The 17,748-nt window shown below is 72.5% G+C and carries 19 protein-coding genes; 12 read left to right on the forward strand and 7 right to left on the reverse strand.

The window, feature by feature from the left end; all coding sequences use genetic code 11:
- Positions 1-91 precede the first annotated feature (91 nt).
- The 4 genes from FHU36_RS36045 to FHU36_RS36060 form a co-directional block, all read right to left on the reverse strand.
- Positions 92-931: an alpha/beta fold hydrolase gene (locus tag FHU36_RS36045; protein ID WP_185088519.1), complete on the reverse strand. Its 840-nt coding sequence runs from the start codon at positions 929-931 to the stop codon at positions 92-94.
- Positions 932-1,328: 397 nt separating this feature from the next.
- Entirely contained in the window at positions 1,329-1,790 is a 462-nt protein-coding gene (locus FHU36_RS36050) for an Rv3235 family protein (RefSeq protein ID WP_221497098.1), read from the reverse strand.
- Between the two features lie 204 nt (positions 1,791-1,994).
- Entirely contained in the window at positions 1,995-3,332 is a 1,338-nt protein-coding gene (locus FHU36_RS36055) for a PTS transporter subunit EIIC (protein ID WP_312892074.1), read from the reverse strand.
- Positions 3,333-3,475: 143 nt separating this feature from the next.
- The gene (locus tag FHU36_RS36060; protein WP_185088520.1) at positions 3,476-4,216 is read right to left on the reverse strand and encodes a GntR family transcriptional regulator; all 741 of its coding nucleotides are present in this window, start codon (positions 4,214-4,216) and stop codon (positions 3,476-3,478) included.
- A gap of 123 nt (positions 4,217-4,339) precedes the next feature.
- Between FHU36_RS36060 and FHU36_RS36065 the strand changes: the two genes are divergently transcribed.
- The 9 genes from FHU36_RS36065 to FHU36_RS36105 all read left to right on the forward strand — a co-directional run bounded on the left by FHU36_RS36065 (position 4,340) and on the right by FHU36_RS36105 (position 10,705).
- Positions 4,340-5,374 carry an SIS domain-containing protein gene (locus FHU36_RS36065; RefSeq protein ID WP_185088521.1) on the forward strand — a complete coding sequence of 345 codons (1,035 nt, stop codon included), beginning with the start codon at positions 4,340-4,342 and terminating at the stop codon, positions 5,372-5,374.
- 48 nt (positions 5,375-5,422) lie between these two features.
- Positions 5,423-5,659, forward strand: a complete 237-nt coding sequence (locus FHU36_RS36070; protein WP_185088522.1) for a PTS sugar transporter subunit IIB — start codon at positions 5,423-5,425, stop codon at positions 5,657-5,659.
- Between the two features lie 11 nt (positions 5,660-5,670).
- Positions 5,671-6,117 carry a PTS sugar transporter subunit IIA gene (locus tag FHU36_RS36075; protein ID WP_185088523.1) on the forward strand — a complete coding sequence of 149 codons (447 nt, stop codon included), beginning with the start codon at positions 5,671-5,673 and terminating at the stop codon, positions 6,115-6,117.
- Between the two features lie 40 nt (positions 6,118-6,157).
- Positions 6,158-6,421, forward strand: a complete 264-nt coding sequence (locus FHU36_RS36080) for an HPr family phosphocarrier protein (protein WP_185088524.1) — start codon at positions 6,158-6,160, stop codon at positions 6,419-6,421.
- A 97-nt stretch (positions 6,422-6,518) separates the two neighbouring features.
- On the forward strand, positions 6,519-7,886 hold the full coding sequence (locus FHU36_RS36085) for a glycoside hydrolase family 3 protein (RefSeq protein WP_185088525.1): 1,368 nt from the start codon (positions 6,519-6,521) through the stop codon (positions 7,884-7,886).
- 134 nt (positions 7,887-8,020) lie between these two features.
- Positions 8,021-8,665, forward strand: a complete 645-nt coding sequence (locus tag FHU36_RS36090) for an HAD family hydrolase (protein WP_312892076.1) — start codon at positions 8,021-8,023, stop codon at positions 8,663-8,665.
- A gap of 31 nt (positions 8,666-8,696) precedes the next feature.
- Positions 8,697-9,194 carry a DUF6912 family protein gene (locus FHU36_RS36095; RefSeq protein ID WP_185088526.1) on the forward strand — a complete coding sequence of 166 codons (498 nt, stop codon included), beginning with the start codon at positions 8,697-8,699 and terminating at the stop codon, positions 9,192-9,194.
- Between the two features lie 50 nt (positions 9,195-9,244).
- Positions 9,245-9,871: an HAD family hydrolase gene (locus FHU36_RS36100; RefSeq protein WP_185088527.1), complete on the forward strand. Its 627-nt coding sequence runs from the start codon at positions 9,245-9,247 to the stop codon at positions 9,869-9,871.
- Positions 9,872-9,922: 51 nt separating this feature from the next.
- Positions 9,923-10,705 carry an HAD family hydrolase gene (locus tag FHU36_RS36105; protein WP_312892077.1) on the forward strand — a complete coding sequence of 261 codons (783 nt, stop codon included), beginning with the start codon at positions 9,923-9,925 and terminating at the stop codon, positions 10,703-10,705.
- A gap of 39 nt (positions 10,706-10,744) precedes the next feature.
- Here the strand turns inward: FHU36_RS36105 and FHU36_RS36110 are convergent, their stop codons facing one another.
- On the reverse strand, positions 10,745-12,253 hold the full coding sequence (locus FHU36_RS36110; protein ID WP_312892078.1) for a penicillin-binding transpeptidase domain-containing protein: 1,509 nt from the start codon (positions 12,251-12,253) through the stop codon (positions 10,745-10,747).
- A gap of 165 nt (positions 12,254-12,418) precedes the next feature.
- On the opposite strand from FHU36_RS36110, the gene FHU36_RS36115 reads away from it, so the two are divergent.
- The 3 genes from FHU36_RS36115 to FHU36_RS36125 are packed head-to-tail and all read left to right on the forward strand — an operon-like array spanning position 12,419 to position 16,217.
- Positions 12,419-13,342: a LysR family transcriptional regulator gene (locus FHU36_RS36115; RefSeq protein WP_185088529.1), complete on the forward strand. Its 924-nt coding sequence runs from the start codon at positions 12,419-12,421 to the stop codon at positions 13,340-13,342.
- The gene (locus tag FHU36_RS36120) at positions 13,339-14,196 is read left to right on the forward strand and encodes a serine hydrolase (protein WP_185088530.1); all 858 of its coding nucleotides are present in this window, start codon (positions 13,339-13,341) and stop codon (positions 14,194-14,196) included. Before FHU36_RS36115 ends, FHU36_RS36120 begins: the two co-directional genes overlap by 4 nt.
- Positions 14,197-14,255: 59 nt before the next feature.
- On the forward strand, positions 14,256-16,217 hold the full coding sequence (locus FHU36_RS36125; protein WP_185088531.1) for an acetoacetate--CoA ligase: 1,962 nt from the start codon (positions 14,256-14,258) through the stop codon (positions 16,215-16,217).
- Here FHU36_RS36125 and FHU36_RS36130 read toward each other — a convergent pair.
- Positions 16,207-16,764 (reverse strand): NADPH-dependent FMN reductase, encoded by a 558-nt coding sequence (locus tag FHU36_RS36130; RefSeq protein ID WP_185088532.1) that lies wholly within the window; start codon positions 16,762-16,764, stop codon positions 16,207-16,209. The two genes, FHU36_RS36125 and FHU36_RS36130, sit on opposite strands and share 11 nt — an antisense overlap.
- A complete protein-coding gene (locus tag FHU36_RS36135) occupies positions 16,761-17,714 on the reverse strand; it encodes an NADP-dependent oxidoreductase (protein ID WP_246503052.1) in 954 nt (317 codons plus the stop codon). The genes FHU36_RS36130 and FHU36_RS36135 overlap by 4 nt, the downstream gene beginning before the upstream one ends.
- Positions 17,715-17,748: the final 34 nt, after the last annotated feature.

Here is a 17,748-nt window from a genome sequence, read left to right on the forward strand (position 1 = left end):
GCCGGTGTCCGTGGCCGAGCCGTGCGCACCGGGGACCGAAGGGCCGCGAACCCTGTGGAGTCACTGCTGGGAGGGCTCCACAGGGTTTTCGTCAGGCCCGGAGGAACCTGGCGATCGGCTCGGCCTGGCCGAAGATGGCGTGACCGGCCTCGGGGAGCAGGTTCACGGTCGAGCGCGAAACGCACTCCCGGACGCGCCGCGCGGTCTGGCGGGAGTCGAACATGACGTCACGGCCGCCGACGATGACGAGTACGGGCATGGTGAGGCCGCGCAACGCGTCGTCGGGGAACACCGGGAGCCTTTCCCTGCGCGGGTTGAAGTGCGTGAACGTCAGGACGACGGCGTCGAGCGCCTGCCGGTCCCGCTCCCCGTCCAGGCCGGCGACAGCCATCGCCGACTCGCGCAGTCCGCCGCGTCGGAACGGGCGGGTCAGCAGGGCCTTGAAGATCCAGCCGACCCTCTGCCGTCCCACGCCGCCGGGGCACATCAGGACCAGGCGAGTCACTCGTTCTGGACGGCGGATGGCGTAGTCCAGTGCCATCCAGCCGCCGAGGGACGTGGCGACGAACGCGGCGCTGGTGATCCCGAGCCCTTCGAGTACGTCGTCCAGCCAGAGTGACACGGCGTCGGAGTCCAGGGCGGGGCGCGAGGGCGCGCTCAGCCCAGGCTCGCCGACGAGGTCGACCGCATACGTGCGGAAGTGCTGGGACCAGGTGGCGATATCTCCTCGCCACATCGACGCGTTCGCGCCCGAGCCGTGCAGCAGCACCAGAGGCGGCGCGTCCTGCGGGCCGGAGACGAGGACGAAGGTCTCGTTCTCGCGAGTCGGCACCCGTACGTGTTCGGCGGGAACCGGCCAGGTGTCCAGCACCTGCCGGTAGTGGTCGAGGAGCTCGCGTCCACCGGCCTCGGACTTGTAGATCATGGTCATGACGCCTGCACCGCCAACCGCGCATCGAGCGCGTCGAGATTCGGAACGGACCACCCGCGGCCGGACCTGTTCGACTCGCGGGCGAGCGCGCGCAGAGCAAGGCGGGCCTCGGGTCATTCATCACTCCCTATTCTACTAAGCAAAGGGAGTGATAGGGACGTTTAGATTACGATTCGAACCCCACATCCGCACGCGCACGTGGCACCGGAACGTAGGATCCCTCACCCGCTCCGCAGCCGCGCGTCAGGTCCCAGGGGCACGGCTTGGCGTACGTTCCAGGGACCGGTTCTCGGGGCTTGGAGCGGGTGGCCGGGACCTGAGGGTCGGGCGGGGCCGGAGCGCGGACGGCGTGGAGTGGGGAAGGGCCGAACGGGGCGGGCGCCTCGGCCCTTCGCGTTCACGCGGTCTCGAAGTCCGTGACCAGCCACTGGACGCCGCGCCGTTCGAGGCGCAGGGCGAGGACGTGGCTGCGTTCGCCGCAGTGGATCAGCAGGCACATCTCGACCGCGCCCTCCCGGGGCTCCGTCACGCGGGGGACCCCGGCGAACGGGGGCCGGGTGGCCCGGATCATCCGGCCGGCGCGGACCAGCTCACGGTAGGCCAGGTCGGTGAGGCGCCCGGCGACGGTCTCCGGAGGGCGGCGGCCCGTGAGGACTTCGGCGAGCGCCTGGCCGAGCAGGCGCAGCCCGCGCTCGTCGGGGATCGCACCCGGCGGGCCCCACACCAGGGGATCCGGTTCGAGGGCGAGGGCCCCGCGCACCGGCGGGGAGGAGGGGACGCACCGGTGGGGCGCCGTCCCCCGCGCGGGCGTGGGGGTGGAGGGGTGCGGTGTCGTTCGGGTGGTGTGCAGGGGGCGCATGAACGCTCCATGGTCATAGGGGGACGATCACTACAAGGAGTTTTCGGCCCCGCCTCCCGATACGCGGGACGCCAACTTTCTCGGAACGGCGGCCCGTTCGAGGGGTTATGTGAGGATCGTCGGGACGAGTTGGAGGGGTGACGCGGCGACCGGCCGGGCGTTCGGTAAGGGGACGGGCGGGTGAGTGGTGTCCGTAACCCCGCCTCACGCCTGCTGGGGGGAGGGCGGGCCCGTCTCGCCGGAGTCGACGTCCGGCTCGGGTTCGCGGCCCGGGGTCATGATGTCGAGCCTGCGGATCAGGAAGCTGAACACCACGTAGTAGACGACCCCGTACACCACGCCGAGCAGCAGGATGCCGGGCAGGTTGGCGGTGTTGGCCTTGCCGGCGTTGAGCAGCATGTCGAGCAGCCCGGCGGAGAAGCCGAAGCCGAGCTGTCCACCGATCAGCGTGGTGAGCGCCATCGCCAGCCCGGTCAGTACGGCGTGCACGACGAGCAGCAGCGGCGCCACGAAGATGAACGCGAACTCGATCGGCTCGGTGATGCCCGTCACGAAGGACGCCAGGGCGGCCGACAGCATGATGCCGCCGACCGCGGGACGCCGGTGCCTGGGCGCGGCCCGCCACATGGCGAGCGCGGCGGCGGGCAGCGCGAACATCATGACGGGGAAGAAGCCCGCCATGAACTGTCCCGCGTGCTCGGCCCCGCCGAAGTAGCAGTTCCAGTCACCGCCGAGGACCCGCCCGCCCACCTCGCACTGCGGCACCACGTGCCACACGATCGAGTTGACGAAGTGGTGCAGTCCCAGCGGGATCAGCAACCGGTTGATCAACCCGTAGAGCCCGGTGCCCAGCGGCCCCAGCGTGGTCAGCGCCTCACCGGCGGCGCCGATCCACTCGGCCAGCAGCGGCCACACCCAGCCGACCAGTACGCCGAGGACCAGCGCCGTGATGGCCGTGACGATCGGCACGAACCGGCGCCCGCCGAAGAACGCCAGCCACGACGGCAACTTGATCCGGTGGAAGCGCTGCCACAGCAGCGCGGTGACGAGCCCCATCAGGATGCCGCCGAGCACCTTGGTGGGGTTCTGCAGGCCGTAGTCGATGACCTCGGTGACGCCCGGCTCCTCGACCTTGCGCAGCAGCACGGTGTCGCGGATGGCCGAGCCGAAGAACATCACCTTCGTCACCCGGTCGAACACCAGGTAGCCCACCACCGCCGCCAGCGCGGTCGTGCCGTCGGCCTTGCGCGCGAACCCGATCGCGACCCCCACCGCGAACAGCAGCGGGATGTTCTCCAGCAGCGCCCCACCGGCGGCGGCCAGCACCTCGGCCACCTGGTTCAGCCAGCCGAAGCCCGCCACGTCCGCCAGCCCGCCGGGCTTCGCGCCGTTGGAGCCGAGCATGTCGGGCTGGCCGAACCGGAGGAGCAGCGCGGCGGCGGGCAGCGCGGCGATCGGCAGCATGAGGGAGCGGCCGAGCCGCTGGAGCACGCTCATCACTCGTGCGAACGGCGACGGCCTGGCGGCGGTGGTCTCGTTCACCGGGTCCTCCGGGTGATGGGAGCCGGGCCTCCGGAGTGGGAAGTCGGGCCTCCGGGAGTCGGGTGTCGGGAAGTCGGCGTGAGCTGCGGGCTCAGGGCTGCGGGACGTGGGGCGCGTGCCGTCGGCCGGTCACGCGCCGCAGCTCAGCCCCGCCGTACCGGCATCTCGAGGACGGTGCGGAGCTGGTAGCGGTCGGCGCGGTAGGTGGAGACGCCCAGTTCGGCGCAGACCCCGCCGGAGAAGGACCGGCGCTGCAGCAGCAGCACGGCGCCGCCACGGGGCAGCTTGAGCAGGTCGGCGTCGCTCGGGTCGGCGATGCCGCCGTCGATGGTGAGCTCGCCCGCGTCCATGACGAGCCCGTAGCGGCTCTCCAGCAGCTCGTACAGCGACCTGCCCGACAGGTCGTGCTCGGCCAGGTCGGGGGCGAGGCGGACCGGGATGTGCGCCCGTTCGATGGACAGCGGCTCGCCGTCGGCGGTGCGCAGGCGTTCGATGAAGTGGACCTCCTCGCCGGGGGCGATGCCCAGCTCCTTGGCCAGGTGGGCGCTGGCGCGCACGGTCCGGCGGTCGAGGTCGCGCGAGCCGGGCTCCATCCCGCGGGCCCGCATGTCGTCGGTGAACGAGGTGAGCTGGAGCGCCAGCTCGATCTTGGGCCGGGCGACGAACGTGCCCTTGCCGGGCACCCGGTGCAGGCGGCCTTCGGACACCAGATGGTCGACGGCCTGCCGTACGGTCATCCGGGACAGGCCGAAGCGCTGGCAGAGCTCGCGCTCGGACGGGATCGCGGCGCCGATGCTCAGCTCGTCGCTGTCGATGAGGTCCAGCAGGATCTCGCGTAGCTGGAAGTACTTGGGCACCGGGCTGTCGGGATCGATGTGCGCCACGGATCCTCCCCTCGATCTGACCTGGGCAATGGGCTATGGTTCGTACTGGTCTAGTCCGGACTAGACCACATGTCGCAAAACAGGGTCAAGTCCGTACGGTAACGATTGAAGGATGAGCGCGCGATGACGACCAAGATGCGCAGCGAGATCGCCGAGCAGCCGGCGGCGCTGCGAGCCACGCTCGACTCCCTCCTCCCCAGGGTCGATGAGGTGAAGGCGCTCGGCGAGCGGACCCGCCAGTTGCTCTTCATCGCGCGGGGCACCTCCGACAACGCCGCAGTCTACGGCCGCTACCTCGTCGAGTCGCGCGCCGGGCGGCTCGCCGCGCTGGCCGCGCCGTCGGTGGCGACGACGTACCGGCGCAGGCTCGACCTCGACGGGGTGCTGGCCGTGGCGATCTCCCAGTCGGGCCGTACCGAGGAGATCGTGGAGACGCTCGCCTGGGCGCGCGACTGCGGGGCCGCGACCGTCGGCATCACCAACGGCGGCCCGGACAGCCCGCTCGCGCAGGCCGCCGACGTGGCGCTGTGCACGGTCGCCGGCGAGGAGAAGGCGGTCCCCGCCACCAAGACCTACACGACCCAGCTCGCCGCGCTGGCCGTGCTCGCGCTGGGCCTGGGCGCCGAGGTGGACGCCGCCGACCTGCAGCGGGTGCCGGACGCGGTGGAGGAGCTGATCGCCAACCCCGGCGACCTGGACGCGGTCGTCGAGGGCCTGGCCGACAAGCACGGCGCCGTGGTGTCGGCCCGCGGCCTGGCCTTCTCGACCGCGCTGGAGACCGCGCTCAAGCTCAAGGAGGCCTGCTACCTGCACGCCATGGGCCTGTCGTACGCCGACCTGCTGCACGGGCCGATCGCGGTCGTGGACGCCGAGACGCCCGCGGTGCTGGTGGCCGCGGAGAACAGCCCCACGCTGGCCGGCACGGTGGCGCTGGCCGAGCGGGTGGTGGCGGCCGGCGCGGCGGCGTACACGATCGGCGGCGGCGCGACGCTCGCCAAGGCGGGCACGGCCGCGCTCAACGGTCCCGACCTGCCGGAGTGGGTCGCGCCGATGGGTCTCATCGTTCCCGGGCAGTTGCTCACCGAGGCGCTGGCCAGGAGGCTCGGCGTGGACCCCGACGCGCCGCGAGGGCTGAACAAGGTCACGCAGACGGACTGAGCGCGGACCGGCCGAACGCGGCCGTCCGGACAACGAGGAGGAGACGCCATGACGGCGGAGGCGAACGCGATCATCGCCGGGCTGGGCGGTGCCGGCAACATCATCGACATCGAGCCCTGCATCACCCGGCTGCGCACGGAGGTGCGTGACGCCTCCAAGGTCGACAGGGAGGCCCTGCGGGCGGCCGGCGTCCACGGGGTGATGGTGGCGGGCAACGTGGTGCAGGTCGTGGTGGGGCCGGAGGCCGACACGATCGCCGGCGACATCGGGGATGTCATCGGTTAGAGAGCGAGACCATGACGACTGTCCTCGCCCCGGTCGGGGGGATGGCTGTGGGGCTGGCGGCCGTTCCCGATCCGGTCTTCTCCGCGGGCATGGTGGGCCCCGGTACGGCGATCGACCCGTACCGGGGGCCGGGTGAGGCCGTCGCCCCCCTTGCTGGAAAAATCATGAAACTGCATCCGCACGCCTACGTCATCGTGGGAGACGACGGCAAGGGCGTGCTGGTGCACCTCGGCATCGACACGGTGCAGCTCAGGGGCGAGGGGTTCCAACTCCTCGCCGCGGAGGGCGACCGGGTGCGCGCGGGCCAGCCCGTCGTCGCCTGGGACCCCAGCCAGGTCGAGGCCGGTGGCCGGTCGCCGGTCTGCCCTGTCGTCGCGCTTGACGCGCCCGCCGCCTCGGTACGGTGCGTGGTGGCGGGAAGGGTACGGGCAGGGGATGAATTGTTCCGTTGGTTGTGAAAGGGTCCGGCTGGTCTGGACCGGTAGAAGGAGGACTTCCATGCCTGAACGCAGGGTCACCGTGGTCGCGGAGGTCGGCCTGCACGCCCGCCCGGCCGCGACGTTCGTCCGGGCGGCGGCCAAGGCGCCGATGGCCGTCACCGTGGCCAGGGCCTCGGGTGACGGCGCGCCGATCAACGGCAAGAGCATTCTGCAGATCCTGGCGCTGGACGTGAAGCAGGACGAGACCATCGTGATCAGGGCTGAGGGCGAGGGCTCCGACGCGGTGCTCGACGAGCTGGCCGGCATCGCCGGGTCGCCGTGACGAAGGCCCCCGCGTGGTGACCCCCGCCTGACCGGTGCGGGTCCGGAAGGCGTCAAGCCGGGTCCGGGCACCGTGGAGCCTGGATACGGTGGGGTGCATGGTTGGACGGATCGGCATGGCAGGCGTGCTCGTCGCGGCTCTGGCGGCGTGCGGCGGTGGTGGCGGCGAGGCGGCGGGCGCGGCCCGCCCGGCGGAGCGGTCATCGGACGGCGCGCGGACCGCGGCCACCGGGACCGCCGGCACGACCCCCGCACAGACCCCCGCGCAGACGGCCGGGCCCACCTCGGGCGGGGCGGCGCAGGGCCGGGCGCCCGCGCAGTCCGGCGACGTGCGGCGGGCGCTGGCCGGCATGAGCCTGGAGGAGAAGGTCGGCCAGCTCTTCATGCCCGTCCTGTACGGCACGACGGCCGGCACCGTCTCGGGCGAGAACCAGGCCAGGTACGGCGCCCAGACCCCGGCCAAGGTCGTCGCCCGCTACCACCTGGGCGGCGTCATCCTGTTCCCCGCCAACGTCAAGAGCGTCGGCCAGGTGGTCGCACTGACCAACGGACTGCAGAAGGCGTCCCCCGAGGTGCCGTTGCTCATCGGCACCGACCAGGAGAACGGCCTGGTCTCCCGGATGGGCGCGCTCATGACACCGTTCCCCGGAGCCGCGCAGGTCGGCGCCACCAGGAGCACGGCACTGTCGCGGGCGGTCGCCCGGGCCACCGGCGACGAACTGCGCGCTCTCGGCGTCAACCTCGACTTCGCGCCCGTCGCCGACGTGAACGTCAACCCGAAGAACCCCGTCATCGGCAAGCGCGCCTTCGGCGACGACCCCGCGCACGTGTCGCGGATGGTCTCGGCCGCCGTCAAGGGCTTCGCCGACGCGAACGTGGCGGCCACCGCCAAGCACTTCCCCGGCCACGGCGACACGGACGTCGACAGCCACACCGGGCTACCGGTGATCAAGCACACCCGGGCCCAGTGGGAACGGCTCGACGCCCCGCCGTTCAGGGCCGCGATCGCCTCGGGCGTCGACGCGGTGATGAGCGCCCACATCGTCTTCCCCAAGCTCGACCCCTCGGGCGACCCGGCGACGCTGTCCAAGCCGATCCTGACCGGCCTGCTCCGCGACAAGCTCGGCTTCAAGGGCGTCATCTCGACCGACGCGCTCAACATGGAGGGCGTGCGCAAGAAGTACGACGACGGCGAGGTGGCCGTGCGGGCCGTCCTCGCCGGGGCCGACCTGCTGCTCATGCCGAACGACTTCCCGAAGGCGTACAACGCGGTGCTGACCGCGGCGAAGTCCGGCCGGATCTCCAAGCAGCGGCTCGACCAGTCGGTCACCCGGCTCCTGACGCTCAAGCAGGCCCGGGGGATCCTGCGCGGGGCGCCCGCCGCGTCGGCGGCGAAGGCGGCCGGCGTGCTGCGCTCGGCCGAGCACCGCAGGCTGGCCGCCCGGGTCGCCCGCGGCGGGCGCTAGCCCGCTGTGTCCGGCGAGAACCGGGACGGCAGCGTGACCGTGAGATTCGGTGATCCTTTGTCCAGGATTTCCTCGGGCGTCAACCGGCGTGCGACGCTTTACCCTGGAGCCGGAGCGCGAGCCGAGGAGGCGGTGTGGTCACAGGTGTTCTGATCGACTGGGGCGGGGTGCTCACGACCAGCATGTCCGACTCCATCGCGCGGTGGATCGAGGCCGACCGCATCGACCACGACCACTACCGCGAGGTGATGACCGAGCTGGTCAGCCAGGCGTACGGCGGCGATCGGGAGACCGTCGTGCACGCCCTCGAACGCGGCGAGCTCGACGGCGCCGCCTTCGAGCGCGACCTCGCCGCCCGGCTGCTCACCCTCGACGGGGTGCCGCCGGAGGCCGAGGGGCTGCTGGAGCGGATGTTCGCCGGCTTTGACCGGGTCGAGGTCATGTACGAGATGCTCCGCACGGCCCGGGCCAACGGCGTCAAGACGTGCCTGCTGTCCAACTCGTGGGCCAACACCTACCCGCGCGACGACTGGGACGAGGTCTTCGACGCGGTGGTGATCTCCGGTGAGGTGGGCATGCGCAAGCCGGAGCCGCGCATCTTCCACCACGCGCTCGGGCTGGTGGGGCTGCCCGGCGAGGCGTGCGTGTTCGTCGACGACATCGAGGCCAACATCGTGGCCGCGCGGGGGCTCGGCATCGCGGGCATCCACCACCGCGACCCCGACACGACCCTCGCCCAGCTCGAGACACTTCTCCGACTCCCGCTGCGCCGGGCATGATGGTGCCCGCACGCCGCCAGAAAGGTTCCTGATGCGCGTCTACCTGCCGTGCACGCTGCCCGCACTCGCCAGGGTGGTCGAGGCGGGCGAGCTCGGGCCGGCTCCGCTGACCGGTTACGCGGTGACGCCCGCGCTGATCGAGTGGTACGCCTCGGGCGACACGGAGGAGCTCGAGTACGTCGCCCTGACCGAGGCCGCCCGGGCGTCCCTGCGGCTGCTGGCCGACGGCGACGGCGGCGCCGTGCCGCGCCGCGTGGTGGTCGTGGCCGAGGTGCCCGACTCCGACCTGACGGCCGGCGCCGAGCTCGCGGACCGCGGCAGGGTGCGCGTCGACCGGCCGGTCCCGCTGGCCAAGGTGGCCGCGGTGCACGTGGACGACCTGTCCGCTGTCCCCGACGTCATGGCCGCGATGGACGCGCTGCCCGCCGCCGACAAGGGCGACGACGACGCCCGCTTCACCGTGGACGGGGCCGAGGCGCACGAGCTCATGTGGTACGCCACGCAGGAGATCCCCGACCTGCTGGGCTGAGGCGCCGGGTGCCGCCGATTGTCGCCCGCGCTCGCTAGGCTGGAAGGGACATGACGAAGCACATCATCTGGGATTGGAACGGCACCCTCTTCCACGACATCGACGCCGTGGTGGGGGCGACGAACGAGCTGTTCGCCGGCTACGAGCTGCCGCCGCTCACCCCCGACGGCTTCCGCGCCGTCTACACGCGTCCGATCTGGCTGGCCTACGAGCGGTTGCTGGGCCGGCCGCTGGCCGAGGGGGAGTGGGAGGTGCTCGACGTGGGCTTCCACGACCACTACTTCCGGCTGAGCGTCGCCTGCCGGCTGGCCGCCGACGCCGAGCACGCGCTGACCTCCTGGACGGGCAGCCAGTCGCTGTGCTCGATGGCGCCGCACTCCCACCTGGTCCCGATCGTCGAGTCGTTCGGCATCACCGGCCACTTCACCCGGATCGACGGGTTACTGGGAGTCACCGGTGGCGAGAAGGCCGGGCACATGGCCGACCACATCGAGCGGCTCGGCGTGGAGCCGCGCGACGTGCTGGTGATCGGCGACAGCGTGGACGACGGGCTCGCCGCCGAGCACGTCGGCGCCCGGGCGGTGCTCTACACGGGCGGCATGACGAGCCGGGCCGACCTGGAGGCCACCGGCCTGCCGGTGGTCGACACCCTCGCCGAAGCGCTCGGCCATGCCTGACCCCGTCCTGCCGCGGCCGGGAGGGGCCGGGGGCGCGCGGTGAGCGGGGCGGTGGCCGTACTCTTGCAGGGTTCCCCCCAGGAGGCCGCCATCAACCGCTTAGTGCTCTGGAACCTCGACCTGACCCTGGTCGACGTCGCCATCGTCACCCGAGACGCCTACGCCGAGGCGTTCCGCGTCGTGACCGGCCGCCCGCTGGTCAAGCTCGCGCCGGCGCTCGGCCGGCCAGACTCCGAGATCGTGTTCGAGACCCTCGCCGTCAACGGCGTCGTCGCCGAGGACGACCACCTGCCGAGGTTCCTGTCGGCGCTCGCCCTGGCCTTCGCCGACCGGCGCAAGCGGCTGGCCAAGGAGGGCCGGGCGATGCCCGGGGCCAAGGACGCGCTCAAGGCCGTGGCCAGGCTCGACGGCGTGGTCCAGTCGGTGCTCACCGGCACGATCAGGGGCAACGCCGTGCTGAAGCTCAAGGCGTTCAAGCTCGATCCGTACGTCGACTTCGACCTCGGCGGCTACGGCGAGGAGGTCTATCCGAAGGCGACGCTGCTCCAGGTCGCCCAGGGCCGGGCCAAGGAGCGCCTGGGCACGCCGTTCACGGCGGCCAACACGGTCGTCATCGGCGACTCGACGCGAGACGTCCAGGCCGCCAGGATCGGCGGCGCGGCCATGATCGCGGTGGCCTCGGGCCGTTCCACGGCTGCCGAACTGCGCGAGGCGGGGGCCGACATCGTGCTGCCCGACCTGTCCGACGCCGCCGAGGTGGTCGCCGCTGTGGCGGCGCTGACCTCCCCGGCGGACCGCGTTCCCCAAGGTTCCCGCCGGGTCCAGGGCTTCTGACGGGCCCAGGGCCTCTGACGTGCCCAGGTTTCCGACGGGTCACGAGAGGGCGTTCAGGAAACGGGCGGCGATCGGGGCGGCGACGGCCGAGCCGGCCCCGCCGCCCTCCACGATGACGGCGAACGCCAGGTCCTCGCGGTAGCCGATGAACCACGAGTGCGCGGGCGGCTCCTTGCCCGAGCCGTACTCCGCCGTTCCGGTCTTGCCCGCGGTGCCGTCCGGGAAGCGGACGGCGTGGGCGGTGCCGTCGGTGACGACGGCGGGCATGAGGTCGCGCAGGGCGCGCACCACGTTCTTCTCCAGCGGGCGGGGACGCGGCGTGCGGTCGGGAAGCAGGTCGGCGGCGACGATCCGGGGCGGCCGCCAGGCGCCGTCGGCGATGGCCGCGGCGACCGAGGCCATGTTGAGCGGGCTGGCGAGCACCCTGCCCTGGCCGATGGAGGCGGAGGCGAGGTCGGTGTCGTCCTTCGGCGCCGGGAAGTCCGCCTTGACGGCGGGCACGCCGGGCGTGATCGGGGCGCCGAAGCCGAAGCTCGCGGCCACCTCGGCCAGCCTGGCCCCGCCGAGCCCGGTCACGCTCATCGCGCCGAACGTGGTGTTGCACGAGTGGGCGAAGGCGTCGCGGAACGGCAGCGTGCCGTAGTCCTTGAAGCCGGCGTTGTGGAACGGGAAGCCGCCGATGTTCTGCTCGGCCGGGCAGCTCACCGCCTTGTCCGGCGCCATGCCGCCGGCGACCAGGGCGGAGGCGGTGACGACCTTGAACGTGGAGCCCGGCGGATACTTGCCGAGCAGCCCCCGGTTGAACCCGCCCGGCTTGTTGACCACGGCGAGGATCTCGCCGGTCGAGGGCCGCAGCGCCACGAGGGAGGCCGGCTTGCCGGCACTCTCCAGCGCCCCGGCCCCGGCCCGGTGGACCTTGAGATCCACGGTGGTGCGCAGCGGCCGCTGCTCGGCCGTCTCGACGACGGTCCGGACGCGCTGCCCGCCGTCGTGGAGATCGATGCGGTGCCGCTCGCCCGTGCCGAACCGGTCGGGATAGGTCTGCCGGAGCCCTTCGACGAGTTGCTGCACCGAGCCGGGTGTGCCCGGAGTGTCGATGCGGCGGCCGTCGGCGGCCAGCACCGGCAGCGTGGGCCCCTTCGAGGTGACCAGGCGCAGCGTCCGGCCCTTCGTCATCAGCGGGTGGATGCTCGCGGGACTCCAGTCGACCTTCCAGGCGCGGTCGCGCTCGACCAGCCTGAGCTTCCCCTCGTACGTCCAGTCCTTGGGGCCGGACAGGTCGGCGCGGAAGGTCGCCGCCCCGCTGTCAGCGGCGGTCGCGCGCAGGCGGAAGGCGGCGCCGGTGAGTTTCAGGTCCGCGCGGAAGCGGCGGTGCAGGCGCTCGAAGTCGGCGGGCGGGTCGGCGACCAGTTCCCGCATCCGCGCGTAGTCCTGCGCCGACCAGGCCCGCAGGTACGCCTCCGCGCTCTCCTCGGGCGAGCCGGTCGTGCGCAGGACCCAGACCGTCACGCCGGCGGCGAGGACGGGCACGAGGACGGCCGCGGTCACCCACGGCCACCGGCGCCGTCTCCGTGGCGCGTTCTCCTCCCTGAGGCGTGCGTACATTGTCCCCCTTTGTGGTGCCATGGGGGAGACAACACCAGAGCCATCCGGTGGATGTCCAATAGTGATATGCACGGCCAACTTATATGGAAGTGGCTATAGTTCCTGCTCATGGACCTCGTCCGGCATCTTCGCTACTTCATCGCGGTGGCGGAGGAACTCCACTTCGGCAACGCCGCGATCCGGCTCGGCATGGCCCAGCCACCGCTGAGCCAGCGGATCAAGCGCCTGGAGGAGGAGCTCGGCGTGCGGTTGTTCGACCGCTCGGCCCGCCAGGTCCGGCTCACCGAGGAGGGCCGGCTGCTGCTCGGTGAGGCCCGCGAGATCGTGGCCCGCGTCGACCGGCTGCACGAACTGGCCCGCAGCGGCGGAGGAGCCGTGCTGCGGGTGGGCGTCCCGCCCGACCTCGGCGCCGCGGTGATCGCCGCCCTGGTCGCCGGGTTCCGCGAGAGCCACCCCGAGGTGCGGCTCGCCCCGGCGGAGATCTGGACGGCCGACCAGGTGGCCGCGCTGGCCGAGGGCGCCATCGACGTCGGCGTCGTGCGCCACCCGGTCACCGCGCCGGGCCTGCACGTCGGCCAGGTGCTCGCGCAGCGGCACGGCGTGCTGCTCGCCGAGGACGACCCGCTGGCCGGTGGCGGAGAGGTGCACCTGGCGGACCTGAGCGGCCGCGAACTGCTGATGCCGCCCCGCGAGGGCGAGCCCGGCCTGTACGCCGAGGTGCTGGCCGAGTGCCGCCGCCACGGCTACGTGCCGCCCCAGGTGCACGAGGGGGCGGGGCTGGGCCTGGTGCTCGCCGGGGCCGCGGTCACGTTCGGTCCACGGCAGGAGGTGCCGGGACTGGCCTGGCGGCCGCTGCTAGGCTCGCCGATCACGGGCCGGGTCTCCACGGCCTGGCGGGCCGGGACGGCCGAGGTGGCCGCCTTCTCGGAGGTGGCCGTGCGGATTCTGAAGGAGCGCGCCGGCATGGCGGACGAGGGCGCCGCGAGCGTGCCCGTGCGGCGGGTCAGCCGCCGGCCGGGGGTGCTGGCATGAGCGCTCCCGACTTCGCCGCGCTGTTTCGCGCCGCGGGCGTCACCGGCTACCTGTACGCCCTCGACATCGACACCGGCAAGGAGGTCGGGCACGGCTCCGACGAGCCGATGCCGACCGCGTCGGTGTTCAAGGTGCCCCTCATGGTCGCGTTCTGCCGGCAGGCCGACGCCGGGCTGCTCGACCCCGGCGAGCGGGTGACCGTGCACGCCGCCGACCGGGTGTTCGGGCCGACCGGGGTCTCGGCGATGCTGGACGACGTCACGATGTCGCTGCGCGACCTGGCCTACCTGATGATCGCGGTGAGCGACAACACCGCGGCCGACGTCCTGCTGGGCAGGGTCGGCTTCGAGGCGATCAACGCGATGCTGGCCGGGTTCGGGCTGGAGGTCACCTACGTCCAGCAGGACATCGCGGGCTTCTACCGGAGCATGACCGAGGACACCGGGCACGGCTGGCCGTACCTCGACCCGGAGGAGATCGCCGCGCTGCGCGTGCTGGACCCGTGGCACACCAACCGCAGCACCCCGCGCGAGATGGCGAGGCTGCTCTCCCTGATCTGGCGGGACGAGGCCGCCTCCCCCGACTCGTGCGCCTGGATGCGTGCCGTGCTCAACAAGCAGGTGTGGCCGCACCGGCTCGCCTCCGGTTTCCCGTACGACGACGTGGACGTCAGCGGCAAGACCGGCACGCTGCCGACGCTGCGCTCCGAGGTCGGCGTCGTCGAGTACCCCGACGGCGGCAGGTACGCGGTGGCCGTCTTCACCCGCGCGTTCAGCCCCGTGGTGAACCAGCCGCGCGCCGACGCCGTGATCGGCACCGCGGCGCGTATGGCGGTCGACCACCTGAGAAGGTAGGGAGTTGTGTGGGGCGGTCCTGTAGGACACGCGATCGACTGGGCGACAGGATGGGGCACATGGTTGCTGAAGGCGCACTTCTCTGGGAGCCGGCCGACGAGGTCGTCAGGCGCGCGAGGCTGACCCGCTACCTGGAGTGGCTGGGCCGGTCCGGGGCGGGCTACGAGGAGGTGTGGCAGTGGTCGGTCGACAGTCCCGAGGAGTTCTGGGCGTCGATCTGGGACCACTTCGACGTGATCGGGGAGCGCGGCGACGGGCCCGTGCTCTCCGGGACGATGCCGGCCGCCGAATGGTTCGCCGGCAGCAGCCTCAACTACGCCGAGAACGCCCTGCGCCACACCGGCGGCACCGGCGTGGTGTTCGTCTCCGAGGACGGCGCCCGCCAGGAGCTGTCCCGCGCCGAGCTGCGCGAGGAGGTGGCCCGGGTCCGGGCCGGGCTGGTCCGGCTGGGCGTGCGGCGCGGCGACCGGGTCGCCGCCTACCTGCCGAACATCCCGCAGGCGCTGATCGCCTTCCTGGCCACCGCCTCGCTCGGCGCGATCTGGTCGGCCGGCTCGCCCGACTTCGGGGTGGCAGGCATCGTGGACCGGTTCCGGCAGATCGAGCCCAAGGTGCTGATCGCGGTCGACGGCTACCGCTACAACGGCAAGGCATACGACCGCTCGGCCGCCGTGAACGAGATCGCCGCCGCGCTGCCCTCGCTGCGCGCCACCGTGTGGATCCCCTACCTGACCGCGGCCGGTGAGGGGCTGCCGCCGCAGCAGGCCGAGCCGGCGCCCGGCCACACCGGGGAGGTGCCGCACGGCGAGGTGATCGGCTGGGAGGGGCTGCGCGCCGAGAGCGCGCCGCTGGAGTTCGAGCGGGTGCCGTTCGGGCATCCGCTGTGGATCCTCTACTCCAGTGGCACGACCGGGTTGCCCAAGCCGATCGTGCACGGGCACGGCGGCATCGTGCTGGAGCACCTGAAGTCGCTCTCCTTCCACCAGGACCTCGGCGAAGGCGATGTGTTCTTCTGGTACACCACCACGGGCTGGATGATGTGGAACTACCTCGTCGGCGCCCTGCTGGTGGGGGCCACGCCCGTGCTCTACGACGGCTCGGCCGCCCACCCCTCGCCCGCCGTGCTGTGGCGCATCGCCGCCTCCGAGCGGGTGACGTACTTCGGGGTGGGTGCGCCGTACATCATGGCCTCGCTCAAGGCGGGCGTGCGCCCCGAAGGGCTCGACCGGCTGCGTGGGGTGGGCAGCACCGGGTCGCCGCTGCCGCCCGAGGGGTTCGCCTGGGTGGCCGAGGCGCTGCCCGGCGTGCCGGTCGGGTCCTTCTCCGGCGGCACCGACGTGTGCACGGGCTTCGTCGGCGCGACGCCGCTCCACCCCATCCGGGCGGGGATCATCCCGTGCCGGTCGCTGGGCGCGAAGGTGGAGGCGTACGACCCGGAGGGCAGGCCGGTCGTGGGCGAGGTGGGCGAGCTGGTGCTCACCCGGCCGATGCCGTCGATGCCGGTCATGTTCTGGAACGACCCGTCCGGCGAGCGCTACCGCGACAGCTACTTCGACGTCTACCCCGGGGTGTGGCGACACGGCGACTGGATCAGGATCGACGAGGAGGGGGGCTGCGTCATCTACGGCCGCTCCGACTCGACGCTGAACCGGGGCGGCGTCCGCATGGGCACCAGCGAGTTCTACCGGGTCGTCGAGCGTTTCGACGAGATCGCCGACAGCCTGGTGATCGACACCGGCCGGCTCGGGCAGGAGGGGCGGCTGCTGCTGTACGTGTCGCTCGCGGAGGGCGCCGAGCTGACCGGCGAGCTGACGGACGCCCTGTGCAAGGCGCTGCGCGCGGAACTGTCACCCCGGCACGTGCCCGACGAGATCCGCGCGGTGCCCGGGATCCCGCGCACCTTGTCGGGCAAGAAGCTCGAGGTGCCGGTCCGCAAGATCCTCCTCGGGACCCCCGTCGAGCAGGCCGCCAACCCCGACGCCATGGCCAACCCCGAGGTGCTGACGCACTTCAGGCCCTGAGCGGGCGCAGCGCCGACGCCCAGGAGGTGACCTGGTCCAGCATCGCGTTGACCTTCTCCTCGTGGTGGGCGGCGGGCCGGAAGACGCTCATCTCCTCGAAGTCGGTGAACAGCGACAGCGACACCTGGGCCGGCACGTCGGCGACCTTGAGCCGGCCGAGCATCTGCCGCAGGTGCTCGGCCGCCCGGACGCCGCCGTCCACGCCGTAGCTGACCAGCCCGGCGGCCTTGTCGGCCCACTCGGCGTACAGGAAGTCGAGCCCGGACTTCAGCGCGCCCGGGATGGAGCTGTTGTACTCCGGGGTCACGAACACGAAGCCGTCGAACGCGCCGATCCGCTCGGACCAGGCCCGGGTGTGCGGGTGCTCGTAGACGCCCATGGCCGCGGGGATCGCCTCGTCCAGGTGGGGCAGGTCGAACTCCTTGATGTCGACCAGCTCGTAGTCCGCGTCGCCGCGCTTGGCCGCCAGCTCGCTCACCCAGCGGGCCACGGTCTCGCCGTTGCGACCGGGGCGGGTGCTGCCGATGACGATGCCTATCCTGATCACGATGTGCTCCTCGGAATGATGATGATCTTGCCACGGGTGCGGCCGGACTCCGCTCTGCGGTGGATGTCGTGCAGGGCGGTCAGCGGGTGGGACTCGGCGATCTCCACGGTGAGCGCGCCCGCGTCGATGAGCGCCACCAGCTCCCGCAGCTGGGCGGGATCGTTGCGGGCGACGAAGTGGGTGGCCTGGGGCGAGTCGACGGGCGTCGCCACGGTGACGATCCGGCCGCCGGGCCGTACCAGGCCGGTCAGCCGCTGTGCCGCCTCCGGGGGGATGCCCGCGAGGTTGAGCACCACGTCCATGCCGCCGGGCAGCGGGGCGGCGGTGTAGTCCACCACCTCGTCGGCGCCGAGGCGGCGGACCGCCGCCTCGCTGCGCGGGCTCGCCGTGGCCACCACGGTGGCGCCGGCCCGCTTGGCGAGCTGCACCGCGAACATGCCGATCCCGCCACCCGCGCCGTTGACCAGCACCGTCTGGCCGGGCCCGAGGCGGGCGTGCTCGAAGACGGCCTGCCAGGCGGTGAGCCCGGCGACCGGGACGGCGGCCGCGTCGGCCGGCGGGATCGTCTCGGGCGCTCGGGCCAGCACGGCGGCCGGCGCCACCGTGTAGTCGGCGGCGGCCCCGTCCACCAGGCCGATCACCCGGTCGCCGGGCGCCAGGGCCGTCACCTCCGGGCCGGCCTCGACGACCGTGCCCGAGACGTCCCAGCCGAGGGTGTGCGGCAGGGTCACGGGCAGCACGCCGTCGAGCAGCCCGAGCCGCAGCCCCACCTCCGACGGGTTGAACGAGGTGGCAGCCACCTCGACGAGCACCTCGCCCGGCCCGGGGCGCGGACGCGGGACCTCCTCGTAGCGGATGACGGACGCGTCGCCGTAGGCGTGGATCCGCGCCGCCCGCATCCTGCCGCCGCTCCCGGCCGGGGCCTTCTCGTCCTGTTGGACCACAGTCATTGGGCCCTCCTTTCGCCCTGGCAACGGTAGGAGC

It is taken from the genome of Nonomuraea muscovyensis, assembly GCF_014207745.1.
Lineage (GTDB): Bacteria > Actinomycetota > Actinomycetes > Streptosporangiales > Streptosporangiaceae > Nonomuraea > Nonomuraea muscovyensis.

Coding starts and splice junctions, on each gene's coding strand:
- FHU36_RS36065 (WP_185088521.1), top strand. CDS start 4,340: ATGACGACCAAGATGCGCAGCGAGATCGCCGAGCAGCCGGCGGCGCTG.
- FHU36_RS36080 (WP_185088524.1), top strand. CDS start 6,158: ATGCCTGAACGCAGGGTCACCGTGGTCGCGGAGGTCGGCCTGCACGCC.
- FHU36_RS36125 (WP_185088531.1), top strand. CDS start 14,256: ATGGTTGCTGAAGGCGCACTTCTCTGGGAGCCGGCCGACGAGGTCGTC.
- FHU36_RS36120 (WP_185088530.1), top strand. CDS start 13,339: ATGAGCGCTCCCGACTTCGCCGCGCTGTTTCGCGCCGCGGGCGTCACC.
- FHU36_RS36070 (WP_185088522.1), top strand. CDS start 5,423: ATGACGGCGGAGGCGAACGCGATCATCGCCGGGCTGGGCGGTGCCGGC.
- FHU36_RS36100 (WP_185088527.1), top strand. CDS start 9,245: ATGACGAAGCACATCATCTGGGATTGGAACGGCACCCTCTTCCACGAC.
- FHU36_RS36085 (WP_185088525.1), top strand. CDS start 6,519: ATGGTTGGACGGATCGGCATGGCAGGCGTGCTCGTCGCGGCTCTGGCG.
- FHU36_RS36135 (WP_246503052.1), bottom strand. CDS start 17,714: ATGACTGTGGTCCAACAGGACGAGAAGGCCCCGGCCGGGAGCGGCGGC.
- FHU36_RS36045 (WP_185088519.1), bottom strand. CDS start 931: ATGACCATGATCTACAAGTCCGAGGCCGGTGGACGCGAGCTCCTCGAC.
- FHU36_RS36095 (WP_185088526.1), top strand. CDS start 8,697: ATGCGCGTCTACCTGCCGTGCACGCTGCCCGCACTCGCCAGGGTGGTC.
- FHU36_RS36115 (WP_185088529.1), top strand. CDS start 12,419: ATGGACCTCGTCCGGCATCTTCGCTACTTCATCGCGGTGGCGGAGGAA.
- FHU36_RS36050 (WP_221497098.1), bottom strand. CDS start 1,790: ATGCGCCCCCTGCACACCACCCGAACGACACCGCACCCCTCCACCCCC.
- FHU36_RS36075 (WP_185088523.1), top strand. CDS start 5,671: ATGACGACTGTCCTCGCCCCGGTCGGGGGGATGGCTGTGGGGCTGGCG.